The 15,217-nt window shown below is 51.8% G+C and carries 18 protein-coding genes; 7 read left to right on the top strand and 11 right to left on the bottom strand.

The annotated features are described in order from the left end of the window. Positions 1-250 precede the first annotated feature (250 nt). A complete protein-coding gene (locus H6F86_RS26090; RefSeq protein ID WP_190452793.1) occupies positions 251-967 on the bottom strand; it encodes a Crp/Fnr family transcriptional regulator in 717 nt (238 codons plus the stop codon). A 467-nt stretch (positions 968-1,434) separates the two neighbouring features. Beyond that, positions 1,435-2,148 (bottom strand): Crp/Fnr family transcriptional regulator, encoded by a 714-nt coding sequence (locus tag H6F86_RS26085; protein WP_190452791.1) that lies wholly within the window; start codon positions 2,146-2,148, stop codon positions 1,435-1,437. Between the two features lie 576 nt (positions 2,149-2,724). On the opposite strand from H6F86_RS26085, the gene H6F86_RS26080 reads away from it, so the two are divergent. The 3 genes from H6F86_RS26080 to H6F86_RS26070 all read left to right on the top strand — a co-directional run bounded on the left by H6F86_RS26080 (position 2,725) and on the right by H6F86_RS26070 (position 4,715). Further along, positions 2,725-3,117: a response regulator gene (locus tag H6F86_RS26080; RefSeq protein ID WP_190452789.1), complete on the top strand. Its 393-nt coding sequence runs from the start codon at positions 2,725-2,727 to the stop codon at positions 3,115-3,117. A 62-nt stretch (positions 3,118-3,179) separates the two neighbouring features. Beyond that, entirely contained in the window at positions 3,180-3,626 is a 447-nt protein-coding gene (locus H6F86_RS26075) for a response regulator (RefSeq protein ID WP_190452787.1), read from the top strand. 252 nt (positions 3,627-3,878) lie between these two features. Continuing rightward, entirely contained in the window at positions 3,879-4,715 is an 837-nt protein-coding gene (locus H6F86_RS26070) for a Crp/Fnr family transcriptional regulator (RefSeq protein ID WP_190452785.1), read from the top strand. 242 nt (positions 4,716-4,957) lie between these two features. On the opposite strand, the gene H6F86_RS26065 is transcribed toward H6F86_RS26070, so the two are convergent. The 3 genes from H6F86_RS26065 to H6F86_RS26055 form a co-directional block, all read right to left on the bottom strand. Then, on the bottom strand, positions 4,958-5,119 hold the full coding sequence (locus H6F86_RS26065; protein WP_190452783.1) for a hypothetical protein: 162 nt from the start codon (positions 5,117-5,119) through the stop codon (positions 4,958-4,960). Positions 5,120-5,416: 297 nt separating this feature from the next. Continuing rightward, a complete protein-coding gene (locus H6F86_RS26060) occupies positions 5,417-6,280 on the bottom strand; it encodes a DUF2382 domain-containing protein (protein ID WP_190452782.1) in 864 nt (287 codons plus the stop codon). 324 nt (positions 6,281-6,604) lie between these two features. Continuing rightward, entirely contained in the window at positions 6,605-7,051 is a 447-nt protein-coding gene (locus H6F86_RS26055) for an IS607 family transposase (protein ID WP_190452780.1), read from the bottom strand. 113 nt (positions 7,052-7,164) lie between these two features. On the opposite strand from H6F86_RS26055, the gene H6F86_RS26050 reads away from it, so the two are divergent. The 3 genes from H6F86_RS26050 (at position 7,165) to H6F86_RS26040 (ending at position 10,129) form a co-directional block, all read left to right on the top strand. Next, positions 7,165-8,298, top strand: coding sequence for a S41 family peptidase (locus H6F86_RS26050; RefSeq protein ID WP_190452778.1), 1,134 nt, complete (start codon positions 7,165-7,167; stop codon positions 8,296-8,298). A 550-nt stretch (positions 8,299-8,848) separates the two neighbouring features. Continuing rightward, positions 8,849-9,274 (top strand): cytidine deaminase, encoded by a 426-nt coding sequence (locus H6F86_RS26045; protein ID WP_190452776.1) that lies wholly within the window; start codon positions 8,849-8,851, stop codon positions 9,272-9,274. A gap of 195 nt (positions 9,275-9,469) precedes the next feature. Then, positions 9,470-10,129 (top strand): HNH endonuclease, encoded by a 660-nt coding sequence (locus H6F86_RS26040; RefSeq protein WP_190452774.1) that lies wholly within the window; start codon positions 9,470-9,472, stop codon positions 10,127-10,129. Between the two features lie 18 nt (positions 10,130-10,147). Here H6F86_RS26040 and H6F86_RS26035 read toward each other — a convergent pair whose 3' ends face one another. The 3 genes from H6F86_RS26035 to H6F86_RS26025 form a co-directional block, all read right to left on the bottom strand. After that, a complete protein-coding gene (locus H6F86_RS26035; RefSeq protein ID WP_190452773.1) occupies positions 10,148-10,447 on the bottom strand; it encodes a hypothetical protein in 300 nt (99 codons plus the stop codon). 201 nt (positions 10,448-10,648) lie between these two features. Then, positions 10,649-11,092, bottom strand: coding sequence for a DUF6884 domain-containing protein (locus H6F86_RS26030; RefSeq protein ID WP_190452771.1), 444 nt, complete (start codon positions 11,090-11,092; stop codon positions 10,649-10,651). A gap of 4 nt (positions 11,093-11,096) precedes the next feature. Further along, entirely contained in the window at positions 11,097-11,993 is an 897-nt protein-coding gene (locus H6F86_RS26025; protein ID WP_190452769.1) for a GIY-YIG nuclease family protein, read from the bottom strand. Positions 11,994-12,374: 381 nt separating this feature from the next. Between H6F86_RS26025 and H6F86_RS26020 the strand changes: the two genes are divergently transcribed. Further along, on the top strand, positions 12,375-12,974 hold the full coding sequence (locus H6F86_RS26020; RefSeq protein WP_190452766.1) for a tyrosine-type recombinase/integrase: 600 nt from the start codon (positions 12,375-12,377) through the stop codon (positions 12,972-12,974). A gap of 108 nt (positions 12,975-13,082) precedes the next feature. On the opposite strand, the gene H6F86_RS26015 is transcribed toward H6F86_RS26020, so the two are convergent. The 3 genes from H6F86_RS26015 to H6F86_RS26005 form a co-directional block, all read right to left on the bottom strand. Continuing rightward, positions 13,083-13,682 (bottom strand): hypothetical protein, encoded by a 600-nt coding sequence (locus H6F86_RS26015; protein ID WP_190452765.1) that lies wholly within the window; start codon positions 13,680-13,682, stop codon positions 13,083-13,085. Between the two features lie 12 nt (positions 13,683-13,694). Then, the gene (locus H6F86_RS26010; protein WP_190452763.1) at positions 13,695-14,357 is read right to left on the bottom strand and encodes a DUF6602 domain-containing protein; all 663 of its coding nucleotides are present in this window, start codon (positions 14,355-14,357) and stop codon (positions 13,695-13,697) included. Between the two features lie 453 nt (positions 14,358-14,810). Beyond that, positions 14,811-15,217, bottom strand: a 407-nt coding sequence (locus tag H6F86_RS26005; RefSeq protein WP_190452761.1) for a DUF1810 domain-containing protein, incomplete at its 5' end; no start/stop codon positions are given.

Here is a 15,217-nt window from a genome sequence, read left to right as displayed (position 1 = left end):
GCTAGGGGTATTCTACCCAAGCGACTACCCATTTCTTTGGGTAGAACAGTGCTGCCACCCACAACGAACCAGACGTTTTCAGGGTGTTTCAGCAACTAACCTTAACGACAGAATCAGGTTGTTAGACCCTCACTGTGGAGTGATCGCTGTCCAAGGCAGTCCCTTCAAAATTGGTGACACTGTTTTGCCGTGGTGCTTGGTGCTAGCGCTCGCCACCCCGTGGCAGCACTACCGAGCACTGACAGCTCCGTCAACGCTCACTCGCTACGGCTGCAAAAGCATCGTGAACGACCCCATAACACTCACAGGTAAAGTCTTCTAAGCCTGCCCGATCCACCAGCGTCATGCAGCCACGGTGGTAACGCAGCAGTCCCGCTTGATCGAGCACACCCGCAGCCACGGTCACACCTGCACGCCGCACACCTAGCATTTTAGCGATGAACTCATGCGTCAGGAGAAACGTGTCGGCTCCTACACCATCACTGACTAACAAGAGCCAACGGGCCAGACGCTCTTCGGTCGTATGAAAGCGGTTGCACACGCTGTTTTGCGTGGCTTGGGTGAGCATGGCTTGCGTATAGCGGAGCAGCAAGCCGTGCAGGGCTGACCCACAGTGGAACTCGGTCAACAGCACGGCTGCCGGCAGCCGCCACGCTTTGCCAGCGACCTGCACGATTGCATCATGGCTGTTACTCGTACCGTTGAGCAGCATGGGCAAGCCGGCCATCCCTTCTTGCCCGACCAAGCCCACTTCCATCGTGGCACCATCCTTCGCTTGAAACACTAAGGAAATGAGCGCTTGTTCCGGAAAGTAAACATGGTCGATGGCACTACCCACTTGGTAGATGGGTTGCCCCATTGCCAGCGTGACCAGTTCTAAAGCGGGTTGCAAGCGCTGGTAGACGTCGGCTGGCAAGGCTGCGAGCAGATGATTGCTTGTGCGGGGAGTGGTTTGAGTTACTGGCATCTGATGTCCTGAGGGTGAGTCAAGTTGAGCAAACACAACTGACGACCCCCTGGGGAGAGTGCTAAAGCTCGACCTCAGGATCCAAAAGTGGGTTTTTAACGCAGCGGCAGTCTGAAGGGACTGACCACCGGCATTGACCGGCTAGGGTCAAGTAACACTTGTAACCTTTCTTACGGTCACTGTCGGTACGCTACTCAACAAAGGGTCCGGCAACACTTCCAGCCGGTTGTGCCCTCTGTTCCGGCCCGGGTAAGGGCCATGGACGCTGCTCGCTTTGACTAAACCGAACGAGGGAGGGCTTCAGACTAGAACGAAACGGTGCTCAAGGTGCATGCGGGTCCAACCGCCTGCAGCAGGCTTGACCCTGTAGGAGTAGCGTCTAGCAGGTATCAGCACTCCAAGCGGCTGACTCAGTCCCCGAGCGGCTTGAGGGTGTCTCCCTAGCTGGCTGCGGCTGCCATGTGAGATTACGGGAGTGCTTCAGGCTGCGTGCTAAGTAAGCGCTCGCATTCCGCCTTGATCGCTTGAAAACACTCACAGGCAGCATCTTCTAACCCTGCTGGCTGCAAGATGTGGATGTGCCCACGACGGTAATGCAGCCAACCACGCTCCTGAAACCCGTGGGCGGCTAGTGTAATGCTTGGACGCGGCGCCCCTAACATGGTCGCCAGGAAGGCCTGCGTGAGGATGACTTCATCTCCTGCCACACGGTCATGCACTTCCAAGAGCCAGCGCGCTAAGCGCTGTGCGAGCGCATGGCGGCTGTTACAAGCCGTATTTTGAGCCATTTGCGCAATCAAGACTTGCGTGTAGCGCAGCAGCACCGCACGCACGGCCGGATAGCGATCAAACGCAGCGAGGAAGACCGGCGCCTCGAGCTTGATGGCGCTACCTGGCACCTGCACCACATAGCCCGTTTGTGTCGTTGCCTTGTGACCCAGCACGGCGTTCAGACCAATCATTTCACGGCTGCCGACCAGCCCTATGGCGGCGCTGGCACCATCACTCATGGTCAGCGTCAGCGTCAGCACACAATCCAAGGGAAAGTAGAGTGCGGCGATGGCATCCCCTGGCTCATGCAGGCGCTCGCCTTGTGACAGCACGACTGTTGCCATTGCAGGAGCCAACTCAGTCAGGATCGCTGGCGGTAAAGCACTGAGCAGGCGGTTGGTCAAAGTCATGCGAGCCTTCTAAGCTTTACTTAGCATTGTAGGACCGAGCAAACACCTTGTAGACAAGCGACTACCGGCACGCTGCGTCGCGGTCTACTGACTGAAGTTGGCGTGAGCAACTTATGGTGCAGAGGGCAACCAAGCACTTGATCGCTCGGACCGGGTTCGATGTGTCTCGGTTGGTTCTAAAGTGCCCCTTGATCCGCGTGGCTACCGCTCTGCTAGTGCTGCCGCTGCTAGGCTCGTTCAAAACTGGTCAAAGCCTTAAAAGCCTGACACAGCGGCGGTGCTAATTTTTAAGCCGCTTGCCCGTCTGCTAGATCCGGGGGGCAACAAACCAACCAAGCTAGCCCTAGGTTAAACCGAGCGCTGCAAGCCATCTGTAGTAGCGCTTGAGTACCCCTAGGCTCAACTTTCGCACGGAGTGCGGCTTCACCTCAAGTGGCTGGGGCCGTTTCGTGCCAGCGTTTACTTCCTTCCTAAAGGAGAGGTTGCCCAGCCTGCAGCGCTAGAACATAAGACTAGGAATAAAGTCAGCCGGCTCTCGTGCCGTGTTCATGTCGTTAAATGTCAAAACAAGCAGACGTGGCGAGACTGCAGCCACTCAAGGACATTCAAGTACTGCTGGTAGAGGATGAGCTAGACATGGCGGTGTTGCTCACTTACTTGCTCGAAAACGAGGGCGCCGCCGTGACGGTCACGACGACTGCGCTCGAAGCGTTGCAAGTGCTCAACAAACAACGTCCTCAAATCCTGCTTTGCAATCTGCGCTTACCAGACCTTGATGGTAAAGCGTTGCTCGAGCAAGTGCGTCAAGCGCCGGCTACCGCTAGCCGCCAGATCCCCGCGATTGCCGTCACGTCGTATAGCCGCGAGTACGGTGAAGCCGCTGCCTTGAAGGCTAGTTTTGACTACTGGCTCACGAAGCCGATCGATCCGGAACCTTTAGTAGAGGCGATCTTGCAGCTCGTTGCCTAACGGTCTACAAAGAGAGTAAAATCTGCCTGCATGGTTTCAGTAACAGAGAGCACACAACCGGCATGGCACCGTTGCATGACTTACAGGGTGTGTCCATACTGGTGCTGGATGATGACCCAGACTCCCTGGCGCTGCTCACGTTTGCGCTTAGGATGGAGGGTGCGGTGGTCAGCGCTGCCGACTGTGTTGCGGCGGCTCAGACCAGTTTCTTAGCCCAGCCACCGCAATTGGTCGTGAGTGATATCGCGATGCCCGGCACCACTGGCTATGACTTGATCGCCTGGCTACGAGGGCTCAGTCCAGCAGCCGGGGGGCAAGTGCCAGTGCTAGCCTTGACGGCGCAGGCAAGCGCAGCGGACCGTCAGCAAGCCTTAGCGGCTGGGTTCAACGAACAGCTCACGAAGCCAGTCGATCTAGCGTTACTGCTGACGGTGCTCAAGCAGTTGCTGCAGACGGCCCCGCCCCGCCCCGGACTAGGAGAACCAGAGGACAGCACTGCCGCCCTTTAGAGAGCACCTTGTACAGCAGTACAAGGCAACGCTGAGCAGTCAAACAAACTCTTTGTGCAGTGTCGTACCGACAGTGACAGCTAGAAAGGTGAAGATGCTACTGTACACTGCCGCTAAACGCAGGCGGTAGGTCGGTGCCAACGACCGCTGGGCGCAAAACTAACCTGTGGAGACTGCGGTCGAGCTTAAACATGCTTACCTGAGTGTCGTCAGTAGGGTTGGCTCAATTTGATTTACGCTCAGGAGCAGGCGATGCCAGTACTTCAAACGACTCCTCGGTCAAGCAATCGGCTGCTCGCAGTCTTGCCAGCCGACGTTTATCAGCGCTTACAACCTGCTTTAGAGCTAGTTACGCTGGCGCTGGGGCAACCCCTCTACCAGGTGGGTGGTGCCATCGACCACGTCTACTTTCCCGAACAAGCGCTCATTTCTTTGGTGCTCCAAGGTCCGGCGGGTGTCACGATGGAAGTGGGCTTGGTGGGGCAAGAAGGTCTGGCTGGGTTGCCGGTACTGCTTGGCGGTACGAGTCACAGCCATCAGGCGATCGTACAGGTCACAGGCAAAGCGTGGCGGCTGCCTGCGGAGCAACTGCTAACCGAATTCAACCGTCAGGAATTCCTGTACGGCTTGCTGCTCCGCTATCTGCAAGCCATGCTGACGCAAGTGGCACAAAACGGCGCGTGCAACCGCTTTCATACGACCGAAGAGCGTCTGGCCCGTTGGCTCTTGTTAGTCAGTGATAGTTTGGGAGCAGACACGTTTCTCCTGACGCATGAGTTTATCAGTAAAATGCTGGGTGTGCGGCGTGCCAGTGTGACTGTGGCGGCAAGTGTCCTCAGCCAAGCGGGCTGGGTAGGTTACCACCGTGGCTGCATGACGCTGGTGGATCGGGCGGGCTTAGAAGACTTTGCCTGTGAGTGTTATGGGGTCGTTCGCGCTGCTTTTGCCGCGGTAACAAGTGAGTTGATGGCGCCGCCAGTGCTCGCTCGTGACGCCACAGGGGTGAGCGAGGGTGCTACGAAAAAAGTCGAGGGTGACTCACTTGACTCACTGACTCGCTTTCACGGATCCCCTACGTCACATCGCTGACGTGCCGGTGGCTAAAAAAAAGGAAGGTTCTGGCTCCGGGCTAGGGTGTAGCTCTTGATCACCGCTAGATCCCGGACAAACGGAGCGGGAGAGCGCTTGAAGGCTTGAGTGTTGAGCGTAGCCGCGGTAGCCTCAAGTGCAGTGAGTTCTTGCTGAAGTGGCTGAAGACTCTGCATTCAAAGGCGGTAAAACGTGCACGTTTTTTCAAATTTTACCGAACCAAACAGCACTGTCAACCAACCCTATTGAGCAGCGCGGCTGGCTAAACGATGGCCCTTCTCACTGTGGACTAGCCGCCAACCGGTACAAGCGCTCAAAGCGCTACCCAGTGACAGTTCTACTTTTTTAGGTGCGGGTGCCGTTGCTGCCACCCGCACCTGACTAGACCACTGGCTCCTTGGCACGGTTGCTCCGGGGAGCAACTAGCTAACAGAACTAGCCTTCTGTTGAGCTGAACGCTGAAAGCCATACTGCGTATGGCTTTCGTCCCATATGCTAATCTTTCGTACGGGTCGCGGCTCCACCCCAAGTGGCTCGAGACCTTTCGTTCCAGCACTGACCGCCTGCCTAGAGGGAAGGTAGCCCAGCCTGCCTTGTTCGAACATGAGGTTAAGAAGGTAGGAAGACGCCTTTCGTGCCGTGTTCATCTCTACTAAATGTTAAAAGAAGCAGCCATGCCAAAAGAGCAACAAGCGCTTGTCTTAACGCCGTTTACCAAGATGTTGATTAGGATCATCCACGAGCGCACGTCCCTCAGTGTTTAGATCCAGTGCTTCATGCCGCACCTGGTCTTCAACATTGACAGTCTCTTGCTTCACTTCCTTACGCACGCTCACCTCTTCCCGCACAAAGGCTTCTTTGTGGAGGTCGGGGGTTTCTTCATAAACCTCAACTCGGGCCACTTCGCCTTGGTCAAAGGTGGCTTCACCCGCTGCAACCGGTCTCCCTGCAGCGTCAGCAGTGCGCTCAATCACGACCCGCTCTTTTTCAACTGGCACTTGCACCTTTTTCTGCTCAGTTTCGACGTGCTTGCCGACAGTGACTTCACCAGTTTTCTGCCGCTGTTTATGCGCAATCAGGCGCTCTTCGTACAACTTCAAGCTTTGATGGTCACGCTCGTTCATGCCGTACAGCGCTGGATCCTGCTCATAACGGTAGCCGTCTCGCTCGTCACGACTAGAAGCAACGGTACGATCAAGGTCTCGGTCAGAGGCGAGAGGGCGGTAAGCGCCTCGCACTCGCTCTTCATAGCCGTAGTCAAGGTTACTTTCATTGGTAAATTCTGGCAGCGCTTCCACTTGCGCTCGCGTCAAACCATCAGCGAAGGTCCGACGTTGGTTGTAGTCGATACGGGCTTGACCGATCGGCAGCAAGACCTTTTTACCAAAGATCCAGGCACCAGTGTTGATGACCAAATAGCGGAACTGTCCCTCGTCATCTACGAGTAAATCATCAACCGAGCCAATCTTGTCATTAGCACTGTAGAAATCAAAGCCAACAAGGTCTCGGTCATCGAAATGGTGGCGATAGTCCGGATCAAAAGCCTTAATGCGATGCAGTGACATAAAAAATCCTCCTAAATCCTGTCAAAAAAAGACTGACGTAGCTCAATATGCAATCTTGGTTTCTAGCAGTCGCATGTTTCTGAACGGTGAGAGTCGAGGTTGGCACGAGTTCACCAACGCTTGGGACGAAAAGAAAGCCAAGCAAGAAGGTGCGTCGTATCTCTGCAGTGCACTGATCTAGCACAACCCTAACAACCTAAAGTGGCGCTCTCCTCTACCGGTTGTCATAGCTTGCAGAGGGTCGGGAAGATCGATGCAGACCTAGGCAAATTCAAGTCTCACTTCAAGAAAGATGCGGTCGCTCCTCCAGGCAAGAGGAAGCTGCTACTCAGCTAGTTCTCTGGCAATAGCCATCAAATTGTCAATAATTTTTTGATTCTTGTCATGACGCGTGCCATCAAGATGGGCTGAGAACACGGTGATGGTCTCCAGAATGTCTTCAGCGATGTCGTCCTCAAAGTCTTCTAACGAGTTGATGTTCCTAATCACCACTTCGGTTTGAAAGTGCTCACACAGAGCAAAGACTAGATCAACGCCAAAGCGCAATAGGCGATCCCGGTTAGTCATCACTAAGCGCTCGACGTTACCATCACAAAGGCGCTGGATCAGCCTTCGCAAACCACTTTTGTGATCGTTCACCCCAGAACCGAGGTCTTGAATCAGCTCGTAGTCCCAGTCATGCTTCGTACAGAAAGACCGCAGATGATTGCTTTGCGCCTTGAGGTTTTGCTTCTGAATCTGATGCGGCACCCGAGCGTAGCCAAGGGTCACGCGATCAGAGTTATGTTAGATAACATTTCGTTCCTTCAGTCATTGGCGATTGAGAAAGACTTTATATGCAACCAAGGTGGGTAAAGTGGACAAGCATAGTAATTTTCGCTGTAATGACGGCAGTGCTGCTCAACGTAGTCAGCTGCACAGGTAGTAAATTTACCTCCTCGCGATCATCAACCGCTTCACCATGGCAAGCGCCAAGTTCTCAGAAAACAGAGGAAGAAGTTTCATTAAATTGGTTTACCGCATCCACATTAAGGGATACAGATACTATCTCTTCCTCAGAAGCCAAACGATTTGTCGATGATGTTTATCAGAAACTTGACGACAATATTTTTGCTCCCACCTTCAAGAAAGAACTTCGAGAACAAAACCTCAAGGAGTTAATCACCAAAGTCGATACGAAATCAAGTTGGTCAAGAGCAGCGTTAACACAACTTACTAATCAGCAACTAGCAAAGCTTTCTATCTCTCATGTGAGAGTTTTCAATCCTGTAGAGGGTGAACAACTGTTTCGTTTGTTTACCCAAGAAGCTCCGCTAACCACTGAAACTGCTGCTACAGTTTCGGCACAAGTAAGCAACGAAGTTGGAGTTCTTCAAGTTAAAAGTTTTGTCACTCCTCAAGTTACCAAGCGTTCAATCGAGCAAGCAAAAGCTAAACTTTCCCAAGCTAAAAGAATTCTCATCGATCTTCGTGGTAATGGTGGCGGTGTTCAGTCTGCAATTAGTTATTTGATTGAGGACATCATTGGTGCTGACAAAGTATTTGCAGTAGAGCGGACTCGAAATGGCATTGGGATGCGAGAGCCGTATGTCTTCCGGGGCTATTTTGATGACTCTGTGAAAAATATTGGTCTTGCTGAAATTAAGTTGTCCCAGGAGAAGAAATTTATTGAATATCGAACGCGGTTTGAAGCCAGGAAAGATCCAAGACCCTACTTTGTCCTAGTTGATAACCAATGCGGCTCTGCTTGTGAAGTATTTGCGGCAGCAGTGCAAGAATATGGAGCCGCTAAAATCTTAGGGGTTCGCACCAGCGGTTCAGTCTTAGGGGGAGGAGTCTTTAAATTGAGATGGCAAGGCTTTGTCATACTTGCTCCGATCGCTCATACTATCTCACCCAAAGGCAATACGATTGAGGGCAAGGGTGTTCAACCAGATATTGAGCTTTCTGAATGTCAAGATAGTAGCGAGCAGTGTTCTGAAAAAGCAGTTGAAATCGTTGTCGCGAGCGTAGTCTAACAATTCTGGTGCAGCGGCTTGACCGAAACTGCTTGAGTAAGCTGCAAAGCGGCCAGCAACCGCTGACCAGAACCGTTAATGCTTAGAAACACTGCCGAAAATGCTTCTTTTCGGCAAAGATGCAAGCTGGGACGCGGCTAAGGTAAAAAAGTACAAAATAGGCTGGAAAGCCTTATCCAGATTGAGTTACAGAGCATCTGTCGCAGTGAGGCTCAGTATTAGGACCGCTGCAGAACCCGCAACTAACCAACGACAGCAGCGACATCCTAGCTTGTGCATCGGAGTCTACAGGAACGAGAGCATCGGTGTTGTAGACTATCACTGAACGGTGATTGATGCCAGTTCTAGTCCAGTCAGTAATGAGAGAGAGGCAGAAACGTTCCGCCTTTCCAGCCGCTTTAGGATCATAGACAGAAAGTTCTACCTAATAATAGTTGTGCTGCTTAATCTATTGATAAGGATGCAACTGAAAGAGCATTAGTTGATGTTCGAGTCGCATAGTCAAAGGTATGGACGAAGTCGCTCTTCAAAGTGAGTGTTGTGGTTGAGCATGAAGCAGTATCGAGTCGATGAGCAACTAGTCCAGGCTGCAAGGCAACAAGCACTGGCACGATTTCCAGAAGGATGGTCTGGGGCTGCGGCAATGTACACAGAAACAGGGCGTATCCTGACGAGTGTTTATGTTGATGCGCCCAATGAAGCCGCTTGCTTATGCCATGAAACTGGCGCAATTTGTGAAGCACATCGCTTGAATGAGCGAATCTGTGCCTCAGTTTGTGTATCGAGAGAAGACACCAGAGAACCCTTTGTCATCCTGACTCCTTGTGGTATCTGTCAAGAGCGCTTAGCGTATTGGGGCTTAAACGTTGAAGTGGGTGTGCCTGACAAAGCAGAGCCAACGCAATACCACTCTCTCAAGTTACGTGAGGTACAGCCCTATTACTGGCATCAAATTTATGGTGAGAACAAGGAATAGTGACATGTTGTTCTCTGGGTAATGACAGCATAACAATTCGCTTGAAGCGGGTTGTTAAAAACCAACAGGTGTTGAGTTTGAGGCTATTTCCAGCCGCTCAAGTGAGCCGTTAGGTTGCATGTTTTGTCTGTGAGGGTATTACAGCAAGGTTATTAATGGGCATCATAAATCTGAAATGCTTAATAGCTGAAGAGTATGAATTCCACAGGTTTAAGTTTAGAAACTCGACTTCATGAAGAAATGATCGCCATTTACCAATACGTAGGGCGTGAAACAGGGTATTGGGCGCATCGCTACCTGCAACGTGTGAAAAGAGCGGGTGGTTTGCAAGCAGCAAAAGATTGGTTAAAACCTAAAAGCAGTCCGACAAGCGGTTTACAGAAATTAGTAGAGATAAATCGACTGGACTTATCGCTTGAAGCCTTAGTTCTCCGCCAACCTTGGTCAGCTCTTTTTACTAGCGAAGAATTGTCTGTAGCCCAAAAGCGACTAAATATTGTCTCTAGTTTTCGTCTTTCTGAGGAGGTCTCTGACAATCAAAAGTTGGTTGAGGGTGCAGTCTCCCAAGTTACTATTAATTCCTATGAGCGCAATCCCGAAGCCCGCAGACGTTGCATTGAGTATTACGGTACAAGTTGTTGTGTTTGTAGTTTCAACTTTGAAGAAAAGTTTGGGTCAGTGGCGCAAGGATTTATTCATGTGCATCACTTAAAACCACTATCAGAAATTCAGAAAGAGTACGAGGTTGATCCAATTGCTGACCTTCGCCCAGTTTGTCCTAATTGTCATGCCATTATCCACTTAGGTGGCAAGACAAGGAGTATCGAAGAGGTGAAATCATGGTTACAGCCTTAGTGCCTGCAACCTAACACTTCACGGCAGCAGACAGACGAAAGCCACTGGCGCTATATCCTGCCATAACTCTGCTTTCCGGCTCATACGCTCGACTGGTTGATCACTCACTTGGCTCATGTCCTCAGTCGTTGAAGACAGCACCAGTGGATAATGGTCGCCAGCAAAACAGAAATCAGTGCCAGTGAGTTCAATCGCGGTTCTCAGCGCCAGTGTGTCATGGATCGACGGTAACGTAATCATAGTGAAGCCGTCGTACTCGCACTGCAACATGAAGGCAACCTCGCGGGCTGCTTCTGGGGTTTCAAAAAGTAAGTGCATCGATCGCATGCCACGATGCTACCTCAAGGAAGGCTGTACTTGACCGTGGTGATTGCCCAAGGGTGTCAAAAAAGGGGTATGAAATGCAGCCTGCTAGAACTCTTCAGCAGTGGCACTTGCTGTTGATCTGAAAGGGGTATCAACAAAGGGCCGTTTTATCTTTTGGGGTTTGTCCTAGTCAACCGTTTTTAGAGCGCTGCCTCAACGGTGTCCTTCACGATGGACACCTTCCATCTGACTTCCGAACCAAGCGAGTTGCTGCCCAATGCCCAAGTGCTCAAGTGGTACCTCTATCTGATAGCCTGCCTGCTCTAAAAGCGGTCTTAAGTACTGGCGGTAGCACTGACCGGCAAAGCAGCGAATCTGCATTGGTGCTGGCACCACGGCATGCATTTGCTGCAAGACTTGCTCTGACCAGACCTGCCGTTCCTTCGCTGGCATAGTGTTTAAGGTCCGCTCATAAGGCTCGATCACTTGCTCTCGGCTGACCAGCCCATACTGGGCTGAAAGAATGTACCACTGGATGTCTTCTTGCTCTAAGTAAGCACGCGCTTTCCGAAACCAAGGCGACAGGTACAGCGCTTGAGCCGCTCTCGGCTGCTGGTGTTTCTGCGCGACGCAAGCCACTAACGCGATCGTCTGCATCGGGTTACGACCCTAAAAACTGTGCGGGCGGGATCGTTTCCGTCATGAGCAGATGAGCAGCAATTAAATCGTTTTCCAGCTCTAAGCGTTGGTGAGGCTGCCAATTGGCATTGTGTACCCAAGAACACTGCAAAGCTGGGGCCGTGGCAAACACCTCACTTTGGGCGTCATACGGCTGCAGTGCTTTCTTTTGATGAGCGTTGAGGCGGTCTCTCAGGTTGCCTTGACCGATATACAGTAAGGTGGCTGACTCACTACTACGAATGCGGTACAGCCCAGACTGCTCCTTTGACAACTGCTGGATGGTGCTCACAAGGGGCTGCCATGCCGACCATTGATGACCGCACCAATGGTGAGTCTGTGGGTCCTCTGTCAGGTTGCCAACTGGGGCGATACTCGACAAGTGATTGGGTCCTACCTGCGTCGTCAGTCCACCTCGAAAGCGTTTTCCCTGCATGACCAGCTTGCTATTGTTGGCGGAAGACATCGCGTACCCGCTGACGATCCGCCCAAAACTAACCGTTGGTGACTGCCGCTCCTGCTGTCGGTACAAACTAATCGCCAAGGATTCTAAGCCTTTCCGCCAAGGCGTTGAGCCTTCAATTGGTACAACCGAAACCTCGAAGTGACAGGCCAGGCTGTGGCGTAAGGCCCATAGTGCTGGGGCAGCTGTATGAGGATCGCGATACGGCATGTCAGCGGCATACACCCCCCGCAACATGCCTAGACGCTTTCTCAGTGTCATCTTACCGTCGCCAGTTTGCCCGATATAGTCTAGCTGTGATTGACCGCAGCGGCGAATACGATAAAGCCCTGGTTTGGCTGGTATCGCTGAGCCAAGCCAGCAAAACTCTAAGGGTTGCCAGTCAGACCAAGTGAAAAGCAGGTCGTAGCGAAGCATGAAAGTACACCCCACCGGGTAGAGGAATCAGTCCCTGATCAGTCAACTGTTCTCAAGCAGGCGCAAGCCCCTTGACACATCAGGCTGTACTGCAGGCAATCTTAGTGTGCCCCTTGCAGAGATGATTCTTGATGCGGCAAGAACAAGCCACTTGTCAGTAGCAAAGAAGGTGGCAAGTGACACACTTAGATTGGTGCAGCCTCTCTTCTGGCTCATTAACTATTTCTAAGAAGTTAATGAGCGGGGATGTGGCTGGGAAAGATTGCTGTGCTTGGCTTTGATCACCATTTGCTGATGGCAAACCAAAATGGCTGTGCTGATTGCTCACTAAGTATTTGAGTTAAGATGCTGAAAAGTTAGTCAAGTTTAAGTGCGACCGCCATGCCGTTTCCCAAGGGGCAAAATCCTAACCATCCTGCTGCTGGTTCAACGATCAAGGTGGAACCGATTCGGGATAAGAAGGCGATCCAACGTATCAAGAAAATTCTGGCGGACCGTCCCCGTGATTTATGTTTGTTCACGCTGGGCATCAACACGGCGTACCGCGCGAATGAGTTGCTCTCGCTCAAGGTGGGACAGGTGAAGAATCTGCAAGCCGGGGAGGTGCTCGACCTGAAGCAGCGTAAGACGCACAAGTACCGCCCGGTAACGTTGAATGCTACCGCCGTCGCATCAATACAAGCCTGGTTAGCGAGCAGTGACCTGAAGGCGGACGCTTACCTCTTCACGGGACAACGGGGTTGCTTGACGGTAGAAACGATGAGCACGCGGGTGAAGACCTGGTGTCACGATGTGGGACTGAAGGGCAACTACGGCAGCCATACGCTGCGGAAGACCTGGGGCTACTGGCAACGCCTGGAGCGGGGTACGGCGATTCCTTTGTTGATGGAAGCGTTTGGGCATGCGACGCAGCAGCAAACATTGGCGTATCTAGGGATTCAGTCGAATGAGATTGCTGCAATCTACGAATTGGAACTATGAATCATTTCAGCTTTGCTGAAACTCTATGGGGCAAGCAGGTGCTAAAGGGGAGGCGGTCAGCTTGGCCTCATTTTGGAGGAGGCAACATCAGTGGCTTTAACGTTTTATTTACCCAGCAGGCTCTGGATCATCTCGCCATGCAGTGGCTTTGAAAGCCTCAAGAATTTCTGAGAAGCTACTTTCTTTCATCTTTACACGATGGGGACACCCTCTTTGGCGCGCTGTATCGGAGGTGAATAGGCTCCAAGACTTTACACGAGCACCCTGAGCATACGAACCACAGGCAAAGACGTTTTCAGGGTGCCGCTCAAAGGCCCAAATATTAGGACCAAACTCCTCAATGTACATTGCTGGGCGTGGATGATCAGCAACAAAGTCCGCACCAACAAACTTCGAAGCATTCATTATGTCACTTGGAAAATCCGGTGTAATGGGATGCAGCTTATCGATGACATTAAGGCTTGGGAAAATTGCATCCCAGTCTTCAATGATGAGTGAACTACAGGGTTTTTGTGAAACTGCGTGCATAAACTCCTGATACACATCCACAGAAGACTCCCAGTAACCAGAGGCTTCGGCAGCAGATTGGGAAAGCGTTAACACTACATCTCTTTCAAAAAAGCCGAATGAGGCCTCGATGTCGGGTTCGTTTGCATAAGCAACATATCGCACAACACTGCTTCGAGATTCTATGAGTGCAGTCTCCATCTTGCCCTTAATCTACCCTTGGTCTACGACACAGACGGCATCAATAAAACCAGGTAGGGCCAGTGGCCGAACGTCACGGCCTTTAATCCGAGCAGCATGGTAGCGCAACGGTATCGGAACATTTGAATCAAAGAGATAAAACCGCTCCAGCATTTGCAGCAAGCTCGTCATCGAACGCTTGGATGAAAAGGCTAGGATTGCCGTGTATGGGCGAAATCGTTGACGCTCTGGGGAATACAGCTCATAGAGGTCATCAAACTTTCTCAAGTCTTCACGTGCCTTGGCTGCATCTAGGCACTTGGTCACCTCAATCACTGCTCTAACAGACTCTGGTACTACAACCACAAAGTCATCAGCACGAAATAGCGGTGGAAAGGCATCTGCGTCCCATATGAGAATGTCGAACTGTCGCGATACATTCCGGGTAACTTCTAATGCTCCACTGGTAGGTCTACTGGTTCCGAGTGTTGAGATAAACCCAGTAGATATTTCAAAGCGCTTTGGAATTCGTCTCCTAAGGTAAGACCGGACTACATACTCTAAATACTCCCCTTCGGAGGGATAATGTACACCGTTTAGCCAGAACGAGAGACTCCGAGCCATCTCGTGCAGTTCATGGGTTTGTTGGGAGACAGCTTCTTGAATCTCCTTTGGGGTGAGCCGACGCTTATGCATTAAGTTCCCCACAGTTTGAGCAGACTGATCTCAATTTATCCATAGCCGCAAAAGTTACCTAACAACATTATCTAGTGCTTAAAGGCTCGTCACCTGATTTTACTCTCCATACTTCGGTGTTAGGCATCCTTGGCAAGTAGCAGCAGCAGGATAAGAGTTTTGCCGAAAATGACCGGTTTCGGCAATTCTGCACCAGCGTCTCAAAACTCATCTGTGCCAGACTGCTGTGAGAGTTTGATTCTGAGATGGATTTTGAGACAGTAGAAAGCTGATGCTACCGTCAAGGCGAGATCGCCCTTCTCGACCTCTCTTTTGCCACCGTTTGTTTTACAGGTATAACTGGCACACCTCATGCGCTGCCAACAGTAACGCCAGCCTGATCGCTGCAGCTGCCGTATAAGTCTTGTGCCTAGTTGTCCCCGAGAGTTCACTTCAGAGCCTCACCTTGAAGTCTTATGTATCTTCGCCTGCAGCCTTGAGGAAATGGAGCGTCTGCTTGTCACGCTCGCCCTGAAAGAATTGGTCGAGTAGCTGATCGAAGACCGATCCTACAGGAGAAACGGAGGCAAACAGGGTCGCGCAAGACTTTAACTTCATCGCGTCAAGGGCACCAAAAATCGCGTCAGCGGAGCGTCCCTCGACACGAAGGACCGCCTCACAGCACTCGATCAACCGTGGACCAAGCAGAGGGTGGCTCAGGTAGGCCTTCGCTTCCGCGGCGCTCTTGATCGCATAGCGTTTGGCGGTCTGACTGGACCCGAGACCATCGCACTGCGGAAAGATGTACCACATCCAGTGAGAGCGTTTCTGTCCCTGCCTGACCTCGGAGAGTGCACGTTCGTAGGCGTTGGTCTGTGCTT

The organism is Phormidium sp. FACHB-592 (genome assembly GCF_014695795.1).
In the GTDB taxonomy this organism is placed as follows: domain Bacteria; phylum Cyanobacteriota; class Cyanobacteriia; order Leptolyngbyales; family Leptolyngbyaceae; genus Stenomitos.
The sequence above is the reverse complement of the archived record's forward strand: the minus strand, read 5'-3'. Positions and strand labels throughout refer to the sequence as shown.